Source organism: Streptomyces sp. TLI_185, assembly GCF_003814765.1.
Taxonomy (GTDB): Bacteria; Actinomycetota; Actinomycetes; order Streptomycetales; family Streptomycetaceae; genus Streptomyces.
Genome location: NZ_RKRB01000001.1, coordinates 6,564,915 through 6,584,469 on the forward strand (window position 1 = coordinate 6,564,915; position 19,555 = coordinate 6,584,469).

Here is a 19,555-nt window from a genome sequence, read left to right on the forward strand (position 1 = left end):
CAAGCGCGGAACCTGCGCGCGTGTTCTGCCGTCTTCGATCCCTCCTTCGGGCGATCCGTCCCGCAGATGGGTGCACCGAATGTGCACTGTGTTCCATTTGCTCGGATATTGGCCGGTAACGGTTGGGTATTCCCGAGGAGGCACTCCATGCCTGGAGCCACGCACGCCAGATGGGCCGCAGGCGCCGCGGCGCTCGCACTCGCCGCGACGGCCTGCGGCGGCAGCAGCGGCAGCGGCGGCGGTGACAGCAGTGCGGTGCTCAGCTCCTCCTGGGGAGACCCGCAGAACCCGCTGGAGCCCGCCAACACCAACGAGGTGCAGGGCGGCAAGGTCCTCGACATGATCTTCCGCGGGCTGAAGCGGTACAACCCGAAGACGGGTGCCGCCGAGGACATGCTCGCCGAGAAGATCGACACCGCCGACTCGCAGAACTTCACGATCACCGTCAAGAGCGGCTGGAAGTTCAGCAACGGCGAGGCCGTCACCGCCAAGTCCTTCGTGGACGCCTGGAACTACGGCGCCAGCCTCAAGAACAACCAGAAGAACGCGTACTTCTTCGGGTACATCGAGGGCTACGACAAGGTCCATCCGGAGAGCGGGAAGCAGACCGCCGACACGCTCTCCGGGCTGAAGGTCACGGGCACCAACACCTTCACCGTCAAGCTCACCCAGAAGTTCTCGACGTTCCCGGACACCCTCGGTTACTCGGCCTACGACCCGCTGCCGGGGGCCTTCTTCTCCGACCACGCCGCGTGGATCGAGAAGCCCGTCGGCAACGGGCCGTACGAGGTGCAGTCGTACACCAAGGGCTCGAAGATGTCCCTCAGGAAGTGGGACGCGTACCCCGGCACGGACAAGGCGCAGAACGGCGGCGTGGACCTCAAGGTCTACACCGACAACAACACCGCCTACACCGACCTGATGGCCGGCAACCTCGACCTGGTCGACGACGTGCCGGCCGCCCAGCTCAAGAACGTCAAGAGCGACCTCGGCGACCGGTATCTCAACACCCCGGCCGGCATCATCCAGACGCTCGCCTTCCCCTTCTACGACCCGGACTGGAACACGAGCGGCGCGCTGAAGGTCCGAAAGGGCCTGTCCATGGCCATCAACCGCGAGCAGATCACCAACACCATCTTCCAGAAGACCCGCACCCCGGCCACCGACTGGACCTCACCGGTCCTCGGCACCAAGGGCGGCTTCCAGGACGGCCTGTGCGGGAGCAGTTGCGAGTACAACCCCAGCGAGGCGAAGAAGCTGGTCCAGGAGGGCGGCGGGCTCCCCGGCGGCCAGGTCAAGATCACGTACAACGCGGACACCGGCTCGCACAAGGAATGGGTGGACGCCGTCTGCAACTCCATCAACAACGCACTCGGCAACGACAAGGCCTGCGTCGGCAACCCGGTCGGCACCTTCGCGGACTTCCGCAACCAGATCACGCAGAAGAAGATGTCGGGTCCCTTCCGGGCCGGCTGGCAGATGGACTACCCGCTCATCCAGAACTTCCTGCAGCCGCTCTACTACACCAACGCCTCCTCCAACGACGGCCACTGGTCCAACAAGGACTTCGACAGCCTCGTCAACCAGGCCAACACCGAGACCGACACCGCCAAGGCGATCGGGCTGTTCCAGAACGCCGAGAAGGTCGTCCGCGACAACATGGCGGCCATCCCGCTCTGGTACCAGAACGGCAGCGCAGGCTGGTCGGACCGGCTGTCCAACGTCGCGCTGAACCCCTTCAGCGTCCCCGTCTACAACGAGATCAAGGTCGGCTGACCGCGCATGGGACGGTACGTGGTCCGGCGTCTGCTCCAGATGATCCCGGTGTTCATCGGGGCCACGCTGCTGATCTTCCTGATGGTGAACGTGATGGGCGACCCCATCGCGGGACTGTGCGGCGAGCGGCAGTGCGACCCGGCCACGGCCGCCCAGCTGAAGAAGGAGTTCGGCCTCGACAAGCCGGTGTGGCAGCAATACCTGACCTACATGGGGAACGTCTTCACCGGCGACTTCGGTACGGCGTTCAACGGCCAGAAGGTCACCGAGCTGATGTCGACGGCGTTCCCCGTCACCATCCGGCTGACGATCGTCGCGATCCTCTTCGAGATCGTCATCGGCATCACGCTGGGTGTCGTCACGGGCCTCAGGCGCGGCCGGCCCGTCGACACCTCGGTCCTCCTGGGCACCCTCGTCGTCATCTCCGTGCCCACCTTCGTCACCGGCCTGCTGCTGCAACTGCTGCTCGGCGTCGAGTGGGGCTGGATCAAACCCTCGGTCTCCACGGAGGCCACCTTCGGCGAACTGATCGTGCCCGGTCTCGTCCTGGCGTCGGTATCCCTCGCCTACGTCACCCGGCTGACCCGCACCTCCATCGCGGAGAACCGGCGCTCCGACTACGTCCGCACGGCCATCGCCAAGGGCCTGCCCCGGCGCCGGGTGGTGGTCCGGCACCTGCTGCGCAATTCCCTGATCCCCGTCGTCACCTTTATCGGCACGGACATCGGGGCACTGATGGGCGGCGCGATCGTCACCGAGCGGATCTTCAACATCCACGGCGTCGGCTACCAGCTCTACCAGGGCATCCTCCGGCAGAACACCCAGACCGTCGTCGGCTTCGTGACCGTACTCGTCCTCGTGTTCCTGGTGGCCAACCTGCTGGTCGACCTCCTGTACGCCGTACTCGACCCGAGGATCCGCTATGCCTGAGCAGTACGAGTCCGAGGGCGCCATCTCCTCAGCGGGCACGGGCGGTGCGATGGACCTCGCGGTGACCGAGGCGCAGACCCTGGAGCGGACCCCCGGGGGGCCGGAGGGCACGGGACCGGCGGGCAAGCCGCGCTCCCTGTGGTCCGACGCCTGGCGCGACCTGCGCCGCAACCCCGTCTTCATCATCTCGGCGCTGGTGATCCTGTTCCTGGTCGTGATCTCCCTGTGGCCGTCCCTGATCGCCTCCGGCAACCCCCTCAAGTGCGACCTCGCCAAGGCCCAGGAGGGCTCCCAGCCCGGCCATCCCTTCGGCTACGACGGCCAGGGCTGCGACGTCTACACGCGCACGGTGTACGGGACCCGCATCTCCATCAGCGTCGGCGTCCTGGCCACGCTCGGCGTCGCGCTCCTCGGCTCGGTCCTCGGCGGACTCGCCGGGTACTTCGGCGGGGGCTGGGACTCGCTGATGTCCCGGATCACCGACATCTTCTTCGCGATCCCGGTCGTGCTCGGCGGTCTCGTGCTTCTCTCCGTGGTGACCAGCAACACGATCTGGCCGGTCATCGGGTTCATCGTGCTGCTCGGCTGGACGCAGGTCTACCGCATCGCCCGCGGCTCGGTCATCACCGCCAAACAGAACGACTACGTGCAGGCCGCCCGTGCGCTCGGTGCCTCCGACTCCCGCATCCTGCTGCGGCACATCACGCCGAACGCGGTCGCGCCGGTGATCGTCGTGTCGACCATCGCGCTCGGCACGTACATCGCGCTGGAGGCGACCCTGTCGTACCTCGGCGTCGGTCTGAAGCCGCCCACGGTCAGCTGGGGCATCGACATCTCGGCGGCCTCCCCGTACATCCGCAACGCGCCCCACATGCTCCTGTGGCCGGCCGGCGCGCTGGCGGTCACCGTGCTGGCGTTCATCATGCTCGGCGACGCGGTGCGCGACGCCCTCGATCCGAAGCTGAGGTGAGCCGCCGTCATGCTGCTCGAAGTGCGAGACCTGCACGTGGAGTTCCGGACCCGGGACGGGGTCGCCAAGGCCGTCAACGGGGTCGACTACGGCGTGGACGCCGGGGAGACCCTCGCCGTGCTCGGCGAGTCCGGGTCGGGCAAGTCCGTCACCGCGCAGGCGGTCATGGGCATCCTCGACATGCCGCCCGGGAGGATCACGGGCGGCGAGATCCTCTTCCAGGGCAGGGACCTGCTGAAGCTGAAGGAGGAGGAGCGCAGGAAGGTCCGCGGCGCCGAGATGGCCATGATCTTCCAGGACGCGCTGTCCTCCCTCAACCCCGTGCTCTCCGTGGGCGACCAGCTCGGCGAGATGTTCGTCGTGCACCGGGGGATGTCGCGGAAGGACGCGCGGGCGAAGGCCGTCGAGCTGATGGAGCGGGTGCGGATCCCCGCGGCCAAGGAGCGGGTCAAGGACTACCCGCACCAGTTCTCCGGGGGTATGCGCCAGCGCATCATGATCGCGATGGCGCTGGCACTGGAGCCGGCGCTGATCATCGCCGACGAACCGACGACGGCGCTGGACGTCACCGTCCAGGCCCAGGTGATGGACCTGCTCGCCGAGTTGCAGCGTGAGTACAACATGGGGCTCATCCTGATCACCCACGACCTGGGCGTGGTCGCCGACGTCGCCGACAGGATCGCCGTGATGTACGCGGGCCGGATCGTCGAGTCGGCCCCGGTGCACGACATCTACAAGGTGCCCGCCCACCCGTACACCAAGGGCCTGCTGGAGTCGATCCCGCGGCTCGACCAGAAGGGCCAGGAGCTCTACGCCATCCAGGGCCTGCCGCCGAACCTCATGCACATCCCGCCGGGCTGCGCCTTCCACCCCCGCTGCCCGATGGCCCAGGACGTGTGCCGGACCGACGAGCCGCCGCTGTACGAGGTGAACGGTGAAGAGCCGGCCCGGCGCAGCGCCTGCCACTTCTGGAGGGAGTGCATGAATGGCTGAGTCGATTCTGCAGGTCAGAGGGCTCTTCAAGCACTATCCGCTCACTCAGGGGATTCTCTTCAAGAAGCAGGTCGGCTCGGTGAAGGCCGTCGACGGCGTGGACTTCGAACTCGCCCGAGGTGAAACCCTCGGCATCGTCGGAGAGTCCGGCTGCGGCAAGTCGACGGTCGCCAAGATGCTGGTCAACCTGGAGAAGCCGACGGCAGGGGAGATCCGCTACAAGGGCGAGGACATCGGCAAGCTGTCCGGCAAGGCCCTGCGAGCCGTGAGGCGCAACATCCAGATGGTCTTCCAGGACCCGTACACCTCCCTCAACCCCCGGATGACCGTGGGCGACATCATCGGGGAGCCGTACGAGATCCACCCCGAGGTGGCCCCCAAGGGCGACCGGCGGGGGAAGGTCCAGGAGCTGCTGGACGTGGTCGGGCTCAACCCCGAGTACATCAACCGCTATCCGCACCAGTTCTCCGGCGGCCAGCGCCAACGCATCGGCATCGCACGGGGGTTGGCGCTGCGCCCCGAGATCATCGTCGCCGACGAGCCGGTCTCCGCGCTGGACGTGTCCGTGCAGGCCCAGGTGATCAACCTGATGGACCGGCTGCAGAGCGAGTTCGAGCTGTCGTACGTCTTCATCGCGCACGACCTGTCGATCGTCCGGCACATCTCGGACCGGGTCGGAGTGATGTACCTCGGGCGGATCGTGGAGACCGGCAAGGACGCCGAGATCTACGACCATCCGACGCATCCCTACACACAGGCGCTGCTGTCCGCCGTCCCCGTGCCCGACCCGGTGGCGCGGGAGCGCCGGGAGCGGATCATCCTCTCGGGAGACGTGCCGTCACCGACGAACATCCCCTCGGGGTGCCGCTTCCGCACACGGTGCTGGAAGGCGCAGGAGCGGTGCGCGCTGGAGGTGCCGCTGCTGGCGGTGCCGGCCGAGTTCCGGGACGTGCGCGGTCCGGCCGCCCATGACTCGGCCTGCCACTTCGCGGAGGAGACGCTGACAATTGGGCGCTCCGCGCCGGGCAGCGTGCCGACCGAGGAGTAACACGCAGGCAACTTGGCCGACCCGGTTCCGATATACGGACGCGTCAGTCTCTAGAGCGTACGGCCGTGCGGGTGCCGTAAACGGGCCGGGGCTCGCCATGTAGCCCCGGCCCGTTGCCGTGCCCGGGCCTACCCCAGCGACCGCTTCAGGAAGTCGAGTTGGAGCCGCAGCAGGTTCTCGGCGACCGACTCCTGCGGGGTCATGTGCGTGACGCCGGACAGCGGCAGCACCTCGTGCGGCCGGCCGGCGGCCAGCAGGGCCGAGGACAGCCGCAGGGAGTGGGCGACCACCACGTTGTCGTCGGCGAAACCATGGATGATCATCATCGGACGGTGCGGCTCGGCTGCGTCGACCAGGCCCGCGTCGTCGATGAGCGAGTTGCGGCGGTAGACCTCCGGCTGTTCGTCCGGGTGGCCGAGGTAGCGCTCCTGGTAGTGGGTGTCGTACAGCCGCAGATCGGTGACGGGGGCGCCCACCACGGCCGCGTGGAAGACGTCCGGTCGGCGCAGCACCGCGAGCGCCGCCAGGTAGCCGCCGAAGGACCAGCCGCGGATGCCGACCCGGGTCAGGTCCAGGGGGAAGCGGCCGGCGAGCGCCTGGAGCGCGTCCACCTGGTCCTCGACCGTGGCTCCCGCGAGGTCGTCGCGGACGGCCTTCTCCCAGGCCGGGGAGCGGCCCGGGGTGCCGCGGCCGTCGGCGACCACGACCGCGAACCCCTGGTCGGCGAACCACTGCGAGGTCAGATGCGGATTGTGGGCGGCGACCACCCGCTGGCCGTGCGGACCGCCGTAGGGATCCATGAGGACCGGGAGCGGGGTCTTGCCGTCGTGATCGCGAGGAAGCAGCACGGCGCACGGGATGCGCCGTGCGCCCCCCTCGGTGAGGGTCACGCGGGGTGTCATGCCGGGGTCTTCCGCGTGCGAGGCGATGGTCGCGGCATTCCCCCAGCCTCCGGCCGGGGGGACCCCCATCTCCCTTCGGTCGCCGTCGCGAAGTACCTGTACGCGGGCGCCCGGCCGGTCCAGTGCGGCGGACACCAGCACGGTCACGCCCCCGGCGCGCACCGCCGAGTGCACGCCGGGCTCCTGCGACACACGCTCCAGACCGAGCTCGTTGACGCGGTAGACATGCACCTCGCCGGTCTCGGGGGCCTCGGCCTCCTCTCCGGCCGACGCAGCGATCAGCACATTGTCGTCCGAGACGTCCAGCACTGCCCGCACATGCAACTGCGGCCCCGTCAGCGGGCGTTCACCCACCGCCAGGACCCGCGCGCCGCCCTCGTCGACGATGCGCACCAGCTGCCCGGACGGGCTCCAGCAGGGCACCCCGGGGAAAAGATCAAGCCAAACCTGATCTTCGTCCGCGTGCACCAGCCGGGTCGCGCCCGTCTCCAGGGTCACGGCCAGGAACAACTGGCTGCGCTGGTCGCGCGCTTGTACGAGAAGCAGGGGTGCGCCCGCTTCTGACCAGTGCACATGTGCCAGGTACGGATAGCGCACCCGGTCCCAGAGGACCTCCGTGCGCGCCCCGTCCAGACCGATCACGAACAGCCGTACGTCCGCGTTGTCCGTGCCCGCCGCCGGGTAGGCGACGTGCTGTGGCTCACGTTCCGGCTGGGCCGGGTCGGAGATCCACCAGCGCCGTACCGGCGTGTCGTCCACGCGCGCGACCAGCAGCCGGTCCGAGTCCGGGGACCACCAGAAGCCACGCAGGCGTTGCATCTCCTCGGCCGCGATGAACTCGGCCAGCCCGTAGGTGACGTTCGCCGACTCCGGCTCCGCAAGGGCCCGTTCGTCCTTGCCCTCGGCACCGACCACCCGCAGGGCTCCCTGCGCGACGTAGGCGACGTGCCGGCCGTCGGGGGAGGGGCGCGGGTCGATCACCGGTCCGGGGGTGGGGAGTTCACGTGCCGTGCCGGCCCGCAGTTCCGCCGTGAAAAGCCGCCCTGACAAGGCGAAAGACGCCAACTCCACGGCCGCGTCGGTGGCGTAGCCGACGATGCCGGCGCCGCCCTCGCGGCTGCGTTCGCGGCGCGCCCGCTCCTCGGGCGGGAGCTCCTCCGAGTCGCCGCCGAGCAGGGCGCGCGGGTCTGCCGCCACGCGCTCCCCGCCGTCCCGTACGTCGAGAACCCACAGGGAACTCGCCCTGTCCGTACCGGAGGTGGAGCGCAGGAACACGACACGGGTGCCGTCGGGCGCCACGGTGAAGGCGCGCGGCGCGCCCAGGGTGAACCGCTGGGTGCGGGCGTGCCTGCGGGGGAAGGAGTCGGACGTCGTCGTCATGCCCTGACCATATTGGCCATGCGCCCCCTTGTGCGGCCGTGCGCCGATCGATGCGCGCGGTCGGATAGTTATGATCACTAGCGCATAGTGGGTATCAACCTGCTGGTTGTTGTGTGGTTTTGTCCGGCCCCTAAGTCCGACCCCCGCGCTCTTGGGACCTTTGGAGGTGAGCCGCCGTGGCACTCTCGATTTCGGCGGTGGTGCTGCTGGCGATCATCGTCTTCCTTCTGATCAAGAAGTCAGGACTGAAGGCGGGGCATGCGATCGTCTGCATGCTGCTCGGGTTCTATCTGGCCTCCTCGACCGTCGCTCCCACCATCAGCGAGCTGACGACGAACATCGCGGGGATGATCGGCAGCATCAAGTTCTGACCCCGGGCTGCACTGCGCTGTCGGTGCCGCCTCGTAGGGTGGCTCCATGACGGAACAGCCCTCCCGGCGTCTGCTGCTGGTGCATGCGCACCCGGACGACGAGTCGATCAACAACGGCGCGACCATGGCCGCGTACGCGGCCGGGGGTGCCCGCGTGACGCTGGTCACCTGCACTCTGGGCGAGCTCGGCGAGGTCATTCCGCCGGAGCTGCAGCACCTCACCGGCACCGCCCTGGGCGAGTACCGGCTGCAGGAGCTCACGGCCGCCATGCGTGAGCTCGGCGTCGAGGACTTCCGTCAGCTCGGCGGCCCGGGCCGCTACCGCGACTCCGGAATGATGGGCCTGGCCGACAACGACGATCCGGCCTGCTTCTGGCAGGCGGACGTCGACGAGGCGGCCGCCCACCTCGTCGAGGTGATCCTGGAGGTACGCCCCCAGGTCCTCGTCACCTACGACGACAACGGCGGATACGGCCACCCCGACCACATCCAGGCCCACCGCGTCGCCATGCGTGCCGCCGAACTGGCCGCGGGGGCGGGGTGGGAGATCCCCAAGATCTACTGGAACCGCGTGCCGCGGTCCGCGGCCGAGGGTGCCTTCGCCCGACTTGCGGACGACTTGCCCGGTCTGCCCTTCTCCAAGGCCGCCGTCATCGACGACGTACCGGGTGTCGTGCCCGACGACCGGATCACCGCCGAGATCGACGGCACCGCGCACGCCGCCGCCAAGGCGGCCGCGATGCGGGCACACGCCACCCAGATCGAGGTCGCTCAGCCGTACTTCGCACTCTCCAACGAACAGGCACAACCCCTCTTCACCACCGAGTACTACGAATTGGTGCGCGGGGCAGGCGGAGAGCAGAGAGAGACCGATCTCTTCGCCGGGATCGGGTTCGCCGGTGTCGAGGAGGCGTCATGACGGAGCGCGGTTCCCTGCTCGCCCAGCCACTGCAGCGGCCCTCCGCCGGACGGACGCTCCTGTACGTAGGCCTCTTCGTGCTCGGCGCGGTCGTCGGCGCGGCCGGTTCGCTGGTGCAGGCCGGCTGGTTCCCCGGCGGGCTGCTGCTCGCGCTCGCGGGCGAGGCCGGGCTCTGCCTCGGCGGCGGACGGGCCGCCGGCAGCCGCGGCGGGGCGCTCGCACCTGCCGCCGGATGGATGATCTCCGTCATCCTGCTCACCGCCAGCAGACCCGAAGGAGACTTCCTCTTCGGCGCAGGAGGCGGCTCCTATCTCTTCCTCCTCGGAGGAATGGCCGTCGCTGTGATCTGCGCCACCCTTGGACAGGGGCGGCAACCAGGTGGCCGTGACGTCCGACTTGGCAAGTGACGTACCACTTCGCCATTAACCGCGCGTGGGAGTCCCGTGTGGGTTTCCCCGGCGGTCATGGGATACGCGCCAGAAGTGGCCAGTATGGTGGTGCGCGCCGCCGAGCCGCCCGTGAGGTTGTGTCGGGCGGTGGAGCCAACCGGGAGAACCTGCCTTGAGTCGTGAAACTGACACTCCGTCCTCCGGGCCCAACGGGCGCGGCGGAGCCGCATACCCGTCGGGCACGCCGCCGTACGGGACCCCCACGGCTTCCGACGCCGGTACGGATGCGGGCCGTTCGGCCGCGCAGCCGGAGGACCGCAAGACCGAGACCACACTGACGACCCGGATCCGGATCAACATCCCAGGGTCGCGGCCCATCCCGCCGGTCGTCGTGCGTACGCCCGTCGCGGACGCCGAGGGCTCCGGCGACACCGGGGAGACCGAGGCTCCGGCGCCGGGTGCCACCCAGGCCATGAGCGCCGTCGAGCCCCCGGCCGACCCCGCTCAGCCCGCCGAGGACAAGACGAGCGGGTGGTTCGCGCCCCGCAAGTCGGCGCCCGCCAAGGGCGGTCAGGGCGGCGGCTCCACCAACGGGGCCGGTCTGCCGGGTGGTTCGGGCGCGGGTGCGCCGGCCGCACCGGGTGCCGGGCCCTTCGGCGGGGGCGCCCCTTCCGGCGGCTCCCGTCCGGGCGCCGGACGACCCGGCGGCGTGGTCGGCTCCATGAGCGTGCCGGGCGGCTCACGGCCCGGCGGCGCCCCCCGCCCCGGCGGGACGAACGGCGCCGGGCTCCCCGGAGCGACCGGCGGGCCCGTGGCCCCCGGGCACGGCGGCGGCACCGGTTCCTTCGACGTCACCGAGGCGCTGGCCGCGGGACCGCTCGGCAACGGCGCGCGCCCCGGCGGCGGCGGCAGCGAGCCCCGCCGTGACGAGCTCCCGTACTTCTCGGACGGCGAGCGCAGCACCCAGAACGGACAGAACCGGCAGAACGGTCAGGGCGGTTACGGCGGCCCGGGCGGCGCGAGCGACTTCAGCGGGCCGAACGGCCGCGGCGGCCAGGGCCCCGCGGGCCCGACCGTCGGTCCGGTCACCGGTGACGGCCCTGTGACCTCGCCCTTCGGCGCCGGACCCACCGGACCGGCCGGGCCCAAGGGACCTGGCGTTTCCGGCGCACCTGCCGGCCTCGGCGGACCCGCGGGCATCGGCGGCCCTGGCGGCCCCGGCACCCTCGGCGGTACGCACGGCGCGGGGCTCGGCCCCGGTGGCGGCCTCAGCGACGACACCGCGATCCTCACCCCGCAGAAGCCGGCCCCCGAGCCGGGTCAGCAGGGCTTCCCGGCGCCCGACAACATCTCCGGACACACCGTCACCAGCGGCGTCCCGGTCGGGTCGCCCGGCGCGAACTCACCGTTCGGCCCGGGCTCCCACACCGACGGCCCGCTGCCGCACACGCCCCCGAAGCTGCCCGAGCCGGCCGGCCAGAACACGTCGGCCGCTTCCGCGCCCAAGAAGCAGAAGAAGGGGCGCAGCAAGCTGGTGCTGTTGGGCACCGGCGTGGTCATCGTCGGCGGTCTCGCCTACGGCGCCGGACTGCTGATGAACCACTCCGACGTGCCCAAGGGCACCACCGTGCTCGGCGTCGACATCGGCGGCGGCACCCGTGACGAGGCCGTCAAGAAGCTCGACGCGGCCTTCGGTGACCGTGTGAACAAGCCGCTGAAGCTGTCCGTCGGCGGCAAGACGGTCGAGCTGAAGCCGGACCAGGCGGGCCTGCAGTTCGACGAGCAGGCCACGGTCGCGGCGGCCGCGGAGGCCGACTACAACCCGATCTCCGTCATCGGCTCCCTCTTCGGCAACCACCGGGTCGTCGACCCGGTCATGCCCGTCGACGAGGAGAAGCTGGCGGCCGCCCTGAAGGCCACGGCGGGCGGCTCCGGCTCGATGACCGAGGGCACGATCGAGTTCAAGTCCGGCAAGGCCGTCGCCGTCTACGGCAAGGCGGGCAAGGGCATCGACGCCGCCAGGTCGGCCCAGGCGGTCGAGGAGGCGTACCGCAGCCAGGTGGAGACCAACTCCACCGACCCGGTCGCGGTCGTGACCACGACCCAGCAGCCGACGGTCACGAACACCGAGGTCGACCGGGAGATGAAGGCCTTCGCCGAGCCCGCGATGTCGGGGCTCGTCACGGTCAAGACGGACACGGGCGTCTCGCTGCCGCTCAGCCCGCAGAACTCCCTGTGGAAGTTCCTCAGGGTCTCGGCCGTGGGCGGCAAGCTCGTCGACAAGCCGGACCTCGCGGCGCTCAAGGAGCTCTACGGCCGCCAGTTCGACGGCGTCCTGATCACCCGGGGCACCGGCAAGAAGACGGCCGTCACCCCGCAGGACGTCTACGTCGCCCTGCGTCAGGCCCTGCTGAGCAAGACCAACCGGGTGGGGATCATCCAGACGAAACCCAGCTGACGTCAGGCCCGGAAGGGGGCACCCGGCAGGCGCCGGGTGCCCCCTTCGCCGTATGTCACCGTCCGCCGTATGACATCTGTCATCCGGCAGTCGGGACCGCCGACACTGCCGTGACCTGGGTCCCTGCGGCCACGATGGATCCCATGACGACGACAGCGACAGCGACCGCCGCCCCGGTGGTCGGCTTCGACCAGGTGAGCAAGACGTACGGGTCCGTACGGGCCGTCGACGGGCTGACCCTCGCCCTGCACCCGGGGGAGACCGTGGCCCTGCTGGGGCCGAACGGGGCCGGCAAGTCGACCACCCTCGACCTGCTGCTCGGCCTCAAGAACGCCGACAGCGGCACGGTCCGCGTCTTCGGCACCAGCCCTCGCGAGGCCATCGTCGCCGGGCGCGTCGGCGCCATGCTGCAGAGCGGCGGGCTGATGGACGAGGTCACGGTCGCCGAGTTGGTGAAGCTCGCCTGCGGTCTGCACCCCAAGCCGTACCAGGCGAAGGACGTGCTCGCCCGCGCCGGTATCTCCCAGATCGCCGACCGCAAGGTCAACAAGCTGTCCGGCGGCCAGGCCCAGCGCGTCCGCTTCGCCCTCGCCACGGCCGGCGACAGCGATCTGATCGTCCTCGACGAGCCGACCACCGGCATGGACGTCTCCGCCCGCCAGGCCTTCTGGGCCACCATGCGCGAGCAGGCCGACCAGGGCCGGACGGTCCTGTTCGCCACGCACTATCTGGAGGAGGCGGACGCCATCGCCGACCGCGTGCTGGTCCTGCACCGGGGCCGGCTGCTGGCGGACGGCACAGCCGCCGAGATCAAGGCGAAGGCCGGGGCGAGGCGGGTGTCCTTCGACCTGGAGGGTCCCGTCGACGAGGAGCCGATCAAGGCGCTGCCCTTCCTGACGTCCGTCAGTGTGTCGAACAGCGGCTCCGCCGCGGGCAGCGGCCAGACCATCCGCATCCAGTCCACCGACGCCGACGCGACCGTGCACGCCCTCTACGGTCTCGGCGTCTACCCCCGCAACCTCGAAGTCGCCGGGCTCGGTCTGGAGCAGGCCTTCGTCGCCATCACCGCCGCCGAGGAGGCCAAGCAGTCATGCTGAATACATTTGTTTCGCGGGGCCTCATCAAGCTCGAACTCACTCGCGCCCTGCGCAACCGCAAGTTCCTCTTCTTCTCGGTGATCTACCCGTCGGTCATCTTCCTGCTCGTCTCCAACCAGACGGGGAAGGTCGACGGCACCGGCCTGAGCGTCGCCTCGTACGTCATGGTCTCCATGGCCTCCTTCGGCGCTCTGACCGCGGTCCTCATGGGCAACAGCGAGCGCATCGCCAAGGAGCGGGAGGGCGGCTGGGTGCGGCAGCTGCGGCTGACCACGCTGCCCGGGCGCGGCTACGTCCTCGCCAAGACGGCCAGTGCCGCCGTCGTCAGCCTGCCGTCCATCGTGGTCGTCTTCCTGGTCGCCGCGGCCGTGCGGGACGTACGGCTGGACGCCTGGCAGTGGTTCGCGCTGACCGGGGTGATCTGGGCCGGCAGCCTGGTCTTCGCCGCGCTGGGAGTCGCCATCGGCTACCTGGCCACCGGGGACGCGGTCCGCCCGATCACGATGATCACGTATTTCGGTCTGTCGATCCTCGGTGGCCTGTGGATGCCGTCCACGACCTTCCCGCAGTGGCTGCAGGACATCGCCAAGTGGCTGCCCACGCACGCGTACGCTGCCCTCGGACGGGCCATCGAACAGAGCCAGGCCCCCCATGCCCAGGACATCGCCATCCTTGTCGCCTTCTTCCTGATCTTCGCGGGCGGCGCGGCGTGGCTGTACCGGAAGGACACGCTGAAGGCGTGAGCACGATGACGGACGACGGGCTGCCCGCAGAACTCCGGGCCGAGAACGCGATCCGGGTCGGCCAGCCGCCCCGCAACCGGGTCGAGGCGGCACGCAAGATCGTCTGGATCCTGCCGTGGCTGATCTTCCTCGGTTCGCCGGTGAAGGACCTCACCTCCGGCCACCACTCGACCGCCGCGACCGCGGCGGGCTGGGTGGCCCTGGCCTCCTTCACCGGCCTCTACCTCACCCTGGTCTTCCGGAACATGGGCCGGCCGTTCTCCGGACCGACCGTCGGCGCCCTGGTCGCCCTGCTCGGCTCGCTCGCCGTCGTCCTGTCGCTCACGCTCGGCAACCAGTGGATCGGGCTCTTCGTGTACGTCTCCGTCACGTGCGGCGCCACTCTGCCGCAGCGGGTCGCGTACTGGGCGGTGGGGGCGAACACGCTGGCGATGGTCCTGGTCGGCCTGCGCGTCGGCGAGGACGACTGGAGCCTGGTCCTGGTGGTACTGCTCCTGGGCTTCGCGATGATGGGCGTGAAGCAACTGGTGCGGACGACCATAGAGTTGCGCAAGGCCCGCGCCACGGTCGCCCAACTGGCCGCGAACGAGGAGCGGTTGCGTCTCGCCCGGGATCTGCACGACCTGCTGGGGCATTCGCTGTCGTTGATCACGCTGAAGAGCGAACTCGCGGGCCGTATGCTCCCCGACCACCCCGACAAGGCGGCCGCCCAGGTCGCCGACATCGAACAGGTCAGCCGACAGGCCCTCGTCGACGTCCGTGCGGCCGTCTCCGGCTACCGACGCACCCGCCTGCCCGACGAACTGGCGGGCGCGCAGGTCGCGTTGAAAGCGGCCGGCGTCACCGCCGAGGTGCCCGGCGAGCCCGACCTCACCGGCGTCCCCGAGGAGAGCGAGTCCGCCCTCGCCTGGGCGCTGCGCGAGGCGGTCACCAACGTCGTACGGCACAGCGGCGCCACCCGCTGCACGGTGGAGGTGCTGCACCGCCAGACCCTGGACGGCGCGGTCCTCGAACTCGCCGTCGAGGACAACGGCTCGGGCGGCTCCGGCAAGGGCCCGGGCAATGGACTTACGGGCCTGACAGAACGCCTGGCGAAGGCCGGCGGCACCCTGGAGGCAGGCCGCATCAAGCACGGCTTCCGCCTGGTCGCCCGCGTCCCCGCCGACACCCGGTCGGCCGTAGGATCCGGGGCATGAGCTCTACGATCAAGGTGCTCCTCGCCGAGGACCAGTCGATGGTCCGCGAGGCGCTGGCCGCGCTCCTCGGCCTGGAGGACGACATCGAGGTCGTGGCCCAAGTGGCCCGCGGTGACGAGGTGCTGGCGGCCGCCCGCGAGCACGCCGTGGACGTGGCCCTCCTCGACATCGAGATGCCGGGCTGCACCGGCATCGAGGCGGCGGCCCAGGTCCACAAGGCCCTGCCCGGCGTGAAACTGGTCGTGCTCACCACCTTCGGCCGCCCCGGCTACCTGCGCAGCGCCATGGAAGCAGGTGCCGACGCCTTCCTGGTCAAGGACGCCCCCGCAGCCCAACTGGCACAGGCGGTACGCAAGGTACTGGCGGGGGAGCGTGTCATCGACCCCACCCTCGCCGCAGCGGCCCTGGCAGAGGGCGCCAATCCCCTGACGGACCGGGAACGCGAGGTGCTGCGCGCGGCGGCCGACGGCTCGACGAATGCGGAGTTGGCGGCAGCACTGCATTTGTCACAGGGCACGGTCCGTAATTACTTGTCGACGGCAATTCAGAAGTTGGCGGTACGCAACAGAGCCGAAGCGGTACGGATTGCACGAGAAAAAGGCTGGCTGTAACGCGCCTAAGGGGCGCGGGGCTGTATCGATGTGCGGCTCCGCCGCGTGGGCGCGACAAGTCACAACGAACCATCACTCGCGCAATTTCAGAACCCGAATGCCGATCAGGCGAACTCAGTTGAGCAAAGCCCGGGCCGCCCGGGCCTGCCCCCGCACCCGCTCCGCGGCCGCCTCATCAACGCCCGCCAAAACTTCCGCGTACTCCTCCAGCTCCGCCGCCCCATCGACGAAGTCACCCCGCTGAACCAGCAACTGAGCCCGCTCATACCGCAACCGCGCCGGATGCGAGGGCAACAGCAGCGACAGATCGACCGCCCACAACGAAACATCCGACCGCTCGGGCCGCGCCGCAGCCCACGCCCGGATGTTGTTGAGGATCCGCAGAACGACGTCCAGCGGATCCGCCGGCGTCAACATCGACGAATCCAGCGCAGCGCCCGTGGCACCGGCCACCAACAGCTCCGCGTCGCCGGCACCCAGGACCCGCCCCCCGCCGAACGGGTCCACCAGCACCTGCCTCTCCGGAGGCCCGAACCCGACCACGAAGTGCCCCGGCAGCGCGACCCCGTACACCGGCGCCCCCGCCCGCCGGGCGACCTCCATCCACACCACCGACAACAGGATCGGCAGTCCCCGCCGCCGCAGCAGCACCTCGTGCAGCAGCGAGGACTCCAGGCGCTGGTAGTCGGCGGGGGAGCCGCGGAAGCCGTCCTGCACCCCGAGCAGGTGGTGCAGCGCGGTTGCCCACGCCATCGGACCGCCCGGCCGGAACGGCACCCGTCCCGCCAGCCGGTCCAGCTCCATCTGGGCGGCGTCCAGGCCCGCCTCGTCCAGCGCCCCGTCCGCCTCCGCGCCCACCAGCAGACACAGCGTCGACAGGTCGGGCCGCTCGGACCGCGCCTCCTCGGCGAACCGCCGCCGCAGTTCGGCGGACCGCTCGGGCGGTGGGGGGTATGGGGGACGCATAGCAGGCTGGTGCCCTCTCCCGGCGATCGGTACTACTGGCCGCTGCCGGGAGCCGCCGGTTCCCGGTAGTGGTGGTACGCGTGGTGCGCGGCGAAGCCCATCCCGGCGTACAGCGCCCGCGCCCCCGCGTTGTCCTCCTCGACCTGGAGCCACGCTGCTGAGGCGCCCTCGTCGAGCGCCCGCCCGGCCAGTGCGGCCATGACGGTGGTGGCCAGCCCGCGCCGCCGCAGCGCCGGATCCACCTCGACGGCCGCGAAGGACGCCCACCGCCCGTCCACGACACACCGCCCGATCGCAGCAGGATCCTGCTCCCCGGGCACCGTCGCGAACCACACCGACGGCCCGCTCCCGAGCACCTTCAGCGCCACCTCGCTCACCCCCTTGCGCTGATACCGCGCAAGCCACGCCTCGTCCGCCTCCCGGGACAGCACGACCCCGGACGCCTCCGCCCGGTCGGCCACCGGCGCCAGCGCCCCGATCCACAGCTCGGCGGTCACCTCACGCACCCACCCGCGCCGCTCCAGCTCCGCACAGAGCAGCTCCTGCGTGCCCTCGGCGCCGGTCGCGGTCTGGATGTACGCGGGCAGCCCACGGTCGCCGTACCACCGTCGTACGACGTCCAGCGCCTCGTCGAGCGGCACGCCCGGCTCGCCGAGCGGCAGCACCGAATTGGCGCGCCGGGTGAATCCGGCCGCGGCCCGCAGCTCCCACTCGCCGAGCCGCTCGCTCTCCAGCGGCCGCCACGCGCGCGAGGCGACGTGCGCGAGCTCCTCATAGGAGGCGGCAGGACCCCTCCGACGGGCCGATGCGGCGGGCACGACCTTTCCCGCGACCAGCGAGGATTCCGGAATCCGGACGCTCTCGCCGCCCTTGCGTGTGATCAGCAGCACACCGCCGTCCCATGATGTGAGAACACCCACCGTGTCGGTGAACTTCTCTTCCGGGACTCCAGGGTCGATCAAGCGTCGTACCGAGACCCGTTTCCCCACGTCAGCAGCGGTGATACGAACCTCGAGACGTCCGCCGGCCGAGATTTCCACAGGTCAGTTCACCCCTCCTGTTCGGATCATGCCCAAGAACGGAGATACTAGGGGCGGGCATCGACGACGCCGCGCTCCCGCGCGCCAGGCGGCGGAGCCTGAGGAGGCCCGCCAGCGCCCTATCGAGGAGGAACGACAGCGTGACCTACGTCATCGCGCAGCCTTGTGTCGACGTCAAGGACAAGGCGTGCATCGAGGAGTGCCCGGTCGACTGCATCTACGAGGGCCAGCGGTCCTTGTACATCCACCCGGACGAATGCGTCGACTGTGGTGCCTGTGAGCCGGTATGCCCGGTCGAGGCGATCTTCTACGAGGACGACACTCCGGAGGAGTGGAAGGACTACTACAAGGCGAACGTCGAGTTCTTCGACGAGCTCGGCTCCCCCGGCGGCGCCAGCAAGCTGGGCCTGATCGAGCGGGACCACCCCTTCATCGCCGCGCTGCCGCCGCAGGCCGAGTAATCACGTAAGCGGCCCGCACACCGTGCCGCCTCGGTCCCGTACGGCCAGATCGCCCTGGTGATCGCCGTACGGGGCCGAGGCGTTTGCCGTACCAGGGCCTGAGGGCCTTCTGCCGTACCAGAAAGTGAGCCAGATCCCGTGTCCGCAGTCTCCGACCGCCTGCCCACCTTCCCCTGGGACAAGCTGGAGCCGTACAAGAAAACGGCCGCCTCGCACCCGGACGGCATCGTCGACCTCTCCGTCGGCACCCCGGTCGACCCGGTCCCCGAGCTGGTCCAGAAGGCCCTCATCGACGCGGCGGACTCCCCGGGCTATCCGACGGTCTGGGGCACCCCGGCCCTGCGCGACGCGATCACCGGCTGGGTCGAGCGCCGGCTCGGGGCCCGTGAGGTCACCCACAGGCACGTCCTGCCGATCGTCGGCTCCAAGGAACTGGTCGCCTGGCTCCCGACCCAGCTGGGGCTCGGCCCCGGCGACAAGGTGGCGTACCCGCGGCTGGCCTACCCGACGTACGAGGTGGGCGCCCGCCTGGCCCGCGCGGACTACGAGGTCTACACGCACACATCAGGCGCTGACGCGCCGGGCCCCACGGACCTCGACCCGACGAACCTGAAGCTCCTCTGGCTCAACTCGCCCTCCAACCCGACGGGCCAGGTGCTGGACAAGCAGGAGCTGACGCGGATCGTCGCGTGGGCGCGCGAGCACGGGATTCTGCTCTTCTCCGACGAGTGCTACCTCGAGCTGGGCTGGGAGGCGGACCCGGTCTCGGTCCTGCACCCCGACGTGAACGGCGGCTCGTACGAGGGCATCGTGTCCGTCCACTCCCTCTCCAAGCGCTCCAACCTGGCGGGCTACCGGGCGGCCTTCCTGGCCGGTGACCCGGCCGTCCTCGGCCCCCTCCTGGAGATCCGCAAGCACGGCGGCATGATGACGCCGGCGCCCACGCAGGCGGCCGTGGTGGCGGCCCTGGGTGACGACGCCCATGTCCAGGAGCAGCGGGAGCGGTACGCGGCCCGGCGCACGGCGCTGCGCGCGGCGCTCCTCGGCCACGGCTTCCGTATCGAGCACAGCGAGGCCAGCCTCTACCTGTGGGCGACACGCGACGAGTCCTGCTGGGACACGGTGGCCCACCTGGCCGAGCTCGGCATCCTGGTGGCGCCGGGCGACTTCTACGGCGCGGCGGGCGAGAAGTTCGTACGGGTGGCGCTGACGGCGACGGACGAGCGGGTGCGGGCGGCCGTGGAGCGCCTGTAGGCGCCGCAGAAACGACGAGGGGCCCGGGACGGTGTCCCGGGCCCCCTCCGC

18 protein-coding genes are annotated in these 19,555 nt (G+C 70.3%); 15 read left to right on the plus strand and 3 right to left on the minus strand.

Features of this window, described 5'->3' with window-relative positions; genetic code table 11:
* The first annotated feature begins 147 nt into the window (after positions 1-147).
* From EDD92_RS30370 to EDD92_RS30390, 5 genes are read left to right on the plus strand one after another with little or no spacing between them, the layout of a single operon-like run.
* The gene (locus tag EDD92_RS30370; protein ID WP_123967278.1) at positions 148-1,776 is read left to right on the plus strand and encodes an ABC transporter substrate-binding protein; all 1,629 of its coding nucleotides are present in this window, start codon (positions 148-150) and stop codon (positions 1,774-1,776) included.
* Positions 1,777-1,782: 6 nt separating this feature from the next.
* Positions 1,783-2,706: an ABC transporter permease gene (locus tag EDD92_RS30375; protein ID WP_123967279.1), complete on the plus strand. Its 924-nt coding sequence runs from the start codon at positions 1,783-1,785 to the stop codon at positions 2,704-2,706.
* The gene (locus EDD92_RS30380) at positions 2,699-3,676 is read left to right on the plus strand and encodes an ABC transporter permease (RefSeq protein ID WP_123967280.1); all 978 of its coding nucleotides are present in this window, start codon (positions 2,699-2,701) and stop codon (positions 3,674-3,676) included. The genes EDD92_RS30375 and EDD92_RS30380 overlap by 8 nt, the downstream gene beginning before the upstream one ends.
* Positions 3,677-3,685: 9 nt before the next feature.
* Complete coding sequence (locus EDD92_RS30385) at positions 3,686-4,669, plus strand: ABC transporter ATP-binding protein (RefSeq protein ID WP_123967281.1); 984 nt, start codon at positions 3,686-3,688, stop codon at positions 4,667-4,669.
* Complete coding sequence (locus EDD92_RS30390) at positions 4,662-5,717, plus strand: ABC transporter ATP-binding protein (protein WP_123967282.1); 1,056 nt, start codon at positions 4,662-4,664, stop codon at positions 5,715-5,717. Before EDD92_RS30385 ends, EDD92_RS30390 begins: the two co-directional genes overlap by 8 nt.
* A 128-nt stretch (positions 5,718-5,845) precedes the next feature.
* Here the strand turns inward: EDD92_RS30390 and EDD92_RS30395 are convergent, their stop codons facing one another.
* Positions 5,846-7,999 carry a S9 family peptidase gene (locus EDD92_RS30395; protein WP_123967283.1) on the minus strand — a complete coding sequence of 718 codons (2,154 nt, stop codon included), beginning with the start codon at positions 7,997-7,999 and terminating at the stop codon, positions 5,846-5,848.
* A 176-nt stretch (positions 8,000-8,175) separates the two neighbouring features.
* On the opposite strand from EDD92_RS30395, the gene EDD92_RS30400 reads away from it, so the two are divergent.
* The 8 genes from EDD92_RS30400 (at position 8,176) to EDD92_RS30440 (ending at position 15,783) form a co-directional block, all read left to right on the plus strand.
* A complete protein-coding gene (locus EDD92_RS30400) occupies positions 8,176-8,370 on the plus strand; it encodes a hypothetical protein (RefSeq protein WP_003992731.1) in 195 nt (64 codons plus the stop codon).
* A 46-nt stretch (positions 8,371-8,416) separates the two neighbouring features.
* On the plus strand, positions 8,417-9,289 hold the full coding sequence (gene mshB, locus EDD92_RS30405; protein ID WP_123967284.1) for an N-acetyl-1-D-myo-inositol-2-amino-2-deoxy-alpha-D-glucopyranoside deacetylase: 873 nt from the start codon (positions 8,417-8,419) through the stop codon (positions 9,287-9,289).
* Positions 9,286-9,696 (plus strand): DUF6113 family protein, encoded by a 411-nt coding sequence (locus EDD92_RS30410; protein ID WP_123967285.1) that lies wholly within the window; start codon positions 9,286-9,288, stop codon positions 9,694-9,696. The genes mshB and EDD92_RS30410 overlap by 4 nt, the downstream gene beginning before the upstream one ends.
* A gap of 154 nt (positions 9,697-9,850) precedes the next feature.
* Complete coding sequence (locus EDD92_RS30420; RefSeq protein ID WP_185124169.1) at positions 9,851-12,136, plus strand: hypothetical protein; 2,286 nt, start codon at positions 9,851-9,853, stop codon at positions 12,134-12,136.
* Positions 12,137-12,279: 143 nt separating this feature from the next.
* The gene (locus EDD92_RS30425; protein ID WP_123967288.1) at positions 12,280-13,233 is read left to right on the plus strand and encodes an ABC transporter ATP-binding protein; all 954 of its coding nucleotides are present in this window, start codon (positions 12,280-12,282) and stop codon (positions 13,231-13,233) included.
* Complete coding sequence (locus EDD92_RS30430; RefSeq protein ID WP_123967289.1) at positions 13,227-13,976, plus strand: ABC transporter permease; 750 nt, start codon at positions 13,227-13,229, stop codon at positions 13,974-13,976. Before EDD92_RS30425 ends, EDD92_RS30430 begins: the two co-directional genes overlap by 7 nt.
* 5 nt (positions 13,977-13,981) lie before the next feature.
* The gene (locus tag EDD92_RS30435) at positions 13,982-15,172 is read left to right on the plus strand and encodes a sensor histidine kinase (protein ID WP_123970622.1); all 1,191 of its coding nucleotides are present in this window, start codon (positions 13,982-13,984) and stop codon (positions 15,170-15,172) included.
* Positions 15,169-15,783, plus strand: coding sequence for a response regulator transcription factor (locus EDD92_RS30440; protein ID WP_123967290.1), 615 nt, complete (start codon positions 15,169-15,171; stop codon positions 15,781-15,783). The genes EDD92_RS30435 and EDD92_RS30440 overlap by 4 nt, the downstream gene beginning before the upstream one ends.
* Before the next feature lie 114 nt (positions 15,784-15,897).
* On the opposite strand, the gene EDD92_RS30445 is transcribed toward EDD92_RS30440, so the two are convergent.
* Positions 15,898-16,749 carry a transglutaminase-like domain-containing protein gene (locus EDD92_RS30445; RefSeq protein WP_123967291.1) on the minus strand — a complete coding sequence of 284 codons (852 nt, stop codon included), beginning with the start codon at positions 16,747-16,749 and terminating at the stop codon, positions 15,898-15,900.
* Between the two features lie 32 nt (positions 16,750-16,781).
* On the minus strand, positions 16,782-17,789 hold the full coding sequence (locus EDD92_RS30450; protein WP_123967292.1) for a GNAT family N-acetyltransferase: 1,008 nt from the start codon (positions 17,787-17,789) through the stop codon (positions 16,782-16,784).
* 140 nt (positions 17,790-17,929) lie between these two features.
* Between EDD92_RS30450 and fdxA the strand changes: the two genes are divergently transcribed.
* Both fdxA and EDD92_RS30460 read left to right on the plus strand, forming a co-directional pair.
* Positions 17,930-18,250 (plus strand): ferredoxin, encoded by a 321-nt coding sequence (gene fdxA, locus EDD92_RS30455; RefSeq protein ID WP_030929316.1) that lies wholly within the window; start codon positions 17,930-17,932, stop codon positions 18,248-18,250.
* A 138-nt stretch (positions 18,251-18,388) separates the two neighbouring features.
* On the plus strand, positions 18,389-19,504 hold the full coding sequence (locus EDD92_RS30460) for a bifunctional succinyldiaminopimelate transaminase/glutamate-prephenate aminotransferase (protein ID WP_123967293.1): 1,116 nt from the start codon (positions 18,389-18,391) through the stop codon (positions 19,502-19,504).
* Positions 19,505-19,555 lie beyond the last annotated feature (51 nt).

Excerpts from the sequence above, each read along its gene's own strand:
- EDD92_RS30370 (WP_123967278.1), top strand. The coding sequence starts at position 148 with ATGCCTGGAGCCACGCACGCCAGATGGGCCGCAGGCGCCGCGGCGCTC.
- EDD92_RS30375 (WP_123967279.1), top strand. The coding sequence starts at position 1,783 with ATGGGACGGTACGTGGTCCGGCGTCTGCTCCAGATGATCCCGGTGTTC.
- EDD92_RS30380 (WP_123967280.1), top strand. The coding sequence starts at position 2,699 with ATGCCTGAGCAGTACGAGTCCGAGGGCGCCATCTCCTCAGCGGGCACG.
- EDD92_RS30385 (WP_123967281.1), top strand. The coding sequence starts at position 3,686 with ATGCTGCTCGAAGTGCGAGACCTGCACGTGGAGTTCCGGACCCGGGAC.
- EDD92_RS30390 (WP_123967282.1), top strand. The coding sequence starts at position 4,662 with ATGGCTGAGTCGATTCTGCAGGTCAGAGGGCTCTTCAAGCACTATCCG.
- EDD92_RS30395 (WP_123967283.1), bottom strand. The coding sequence starts at position 7,999 with ATGACGACGACGTCCGACTCCTTCCCCCGCAGGCACGCCCGCACCCAG.
- mshB (WP_123967284.1), top strand. The coding sequence starts at position 8,417 with ATGACGGAACAGCCCTCCCGGCGTCTGCTGCTGGTGCATGCGCACCCG.
- EDD92_RS30410 (WP_123967285.1), top strand. The coding sequence starts at position 9,286 with ATGACGGAGCGCGGTTCCCTGCTCGCCCAGCCACTGCAGCGGCCCTCC.
- EDD92_RS30425 (WP_123967288.1), top strand. The coding sequence starts at position 12,280 with ATGACGACGACAGCGACAGCGACCGCCGCCCCGGTGGTCGGCTTCGAC.
- EDD92_RS30430 (WP_123967289.1), top strand. The coding sequence starts at position 13,227 with ATGCTGAATACATTTGTTTCGCGGGGCCTCATCAAGCTCGAACTCACT.
- EDD92_RS30435 (WP_123970622.1), top strand. The coding sequence starts at position 13,982 with ATGACGGACGACGGGCTGCCCGCAGAACTCCGGGCCGAGAACGCGATC.
- EDD92_RS30440 (WP_123967290.1), top strand. The coding sequence starts at position 15,169 with ATGAGCTCTACGATCAAGGTGCTCCTCGCCGAGGACCAGTCGATGGTC.
- EDD92_RS30445 (WP_123967291.1), bottom strand. The coding sequence starts at position 16,749 with ATGCGTCCCCCATACCCCCCACCGCCCGAGCGGTCCGCCGAACTGCGG.